Below are 2,094 nucleotides of genomic sequence, written 5' to 3' on the forward strand. Positions count from 1 at the left end.
CCCCTGGACGCCCCCGCCCCGTGGCCGCGAGGAGCAGCCCGCCCAGACGCGACGCATCCTGCGCCTCTTCCGCCCCTACCGCGGCCGGCTGGCGATCGTCGGCCTGCTGGTCGCCGCGTCCTCACTCGTCTCGGTCGCCTCGCCGTTCCTGCTGCGCGAGATCCTGGACGTCGCCATCCCGCAGGGCCGCACCGGGCTGCTCAGCCTGCTCGCCCTCGGCATGCTCGCGACCGCCGTCGTCACCGGTGTCTTCGGCGTCCTCCAGACGCTGATCTCCACCACGGTGGGCCAGCGCGTCATGCACGACCTGCGCACCGGTGTCTACGCCCAGCTCCAGCGGATGCCGCTCGCCTTCTTCACCCGCACCCGGACCGGCGAGGTCCAGTCCCGGATCGCCAACGACATCGGCGGCATGCAGGCGACCGTCACCTCCACCGCCACCTCGCTCGTCTCCAACCTCACGGCCGTGGTCGCCACCGTCGTCGCCATGCTGGCCCTCGACTGGCGGCTGACCGCCGTCTCGCTGCTCCTGCTGCCGGTCTTCGTCTGGATCAGCCGCAAGGTCGGCCGCGAGCGCAAGAAGATCACCACCCAGCGCCAGAAGCAGATGGCCGCGATGGCCGCAGAGGTCACCGAGTCGCTGTCGGTCAGCGGCATCCTGCTCGGCCGCACCATGGGCCGCGCCGACTCGCTCACCCGGTCCTTCGCGGCCGAGTCCGAGCGCCTGGTCGACCTCGAAGTGCGCTCCAGCATGGCCGGGCGGTGGCGGATGTCGACCATCGGCATCGTCATGGCCGCCATGCCCGCCGTCATCTACTGGGCCGCTGGCCTCGCCCTCCAGGCCGGCGGGCCCACGATCTCCATCGGCACGCTCGTCGCCTTCGTCTCGCTCCAGCAGGGCCTGTTCCGGCCCGCCGTGAGCCTGCTCTCCACCGGCGTGCAGATGCAGACCTCGCTCGCCCTCTTCCAGCGCATCTTCGAATACCTCGACCTCCCGGTCGACATCACCGAGACCGACAACCCGGTCCGCCTGGAGAAGGTGCGCGGCGAGATCCGCTTCGAGTCGGTCGACTTCAGTTACGACGAGAAGAGCGGCCCCACGCTCAGCGGCGTCGACGTGGCCGTCCCGGCCGGCACCAGCCTCGCCGTCGTCGGCCCCACCGGCTCGGGGAAGTCCACGCTCAGCTATCTGGTGCCGCGGCTGTACGACGTGACCGGCGGCCGGGTCACGCTCGACGGCGTCGACGTCCGCGACCTGGACTTCGACACCCTCGCGCGCGCGGTCGGCGTGGTCTCCCAGGAGACCTACCTCTTCCACGCCTCCGTCGCCGACAACCTGCGCTTCGCCAAGCCCGACGCCACCGACGAGGAGCTGGAGTCCGCCGCCCGTACGGCCCAGATCCACGACCACATCGCCTCCCTGCCCGACGGCTACGACACGGTGGTCGGCGAGCGCGGCTACCGCTTCTCCGGGGGCGAGAAGCAGCGCCTGGCCATCGCCCGGACGATCCTGCGCGACCCGCCCGTCCTCATCCTCGACGAGGCCACCAGCGCGCTGGACACCCGGACGGAACACGCCGTGCAGCAGGCCATCGACGCGCTCTCGGCGGGCCGCACCACGATCACCATCGCGCACCGCCTCTCCACCGTCCGGGACGCCGACCAGATCGTCGTACTGGACGGCGGCCGGATAGCGGAGCGCGGGACCCACGAGCAACTGCTCGACCAGGGCGGCAAGTACGCCGCGCTGGTACGGCGCGACGTCCGGCTGGCGCCGGTCGCCTCCTGACGGGGGCCGCGGGGATAACGTGCCGGTATGACGGATTCCTCAAGCGGGTCCGGACACCGGACCGGGCTCACCCGACGCGGCTGGATCCTCCTCGGCGCCCTCGGCCTGCTGCTCCTGGTGGGGGCGCCGAGGAGGATCCAGCCGCGTCGGGTGAGCCCGGTCCGGTGTCCGGACCCGCTTGAGGAATCCGTCATACCGGCACGTTATCCCCGCGGCCCCCGTCAGGAGGCGACCGGCGCCAGCCGGACGTCGCGCCGTACCAGCGCGGCGTACTTGCCGCCCTGGTCGAGCAGTTGCTCGTGGGT

The 2,094-nt window shown here is 71.8% G+C and carries 1 protein-coding gene; it reads left to right on the forward strand.

Annotated elements, in window-relative coordinates; translation table 11 throughout:
• Positions 1–1,789 (forward strand): ABC transporter ATP-binding protein (locus tag ACJA3G_RS35665; protein ID WP_406557177.1); only part of this gene is annotated, 1,789 nt, incomplete at its 5' end.
• Positions 1,790–2,094: the final 305 nt, after the last annotated feature.

This window comes from Streptomyces sp. YS-3 (assembly GCF_045257485.1).
Lineage (GTDB): Bacteria > Actinomycetota > Actinomycetes > Streptomycetales > Streptomycetaceae > Streptomyces.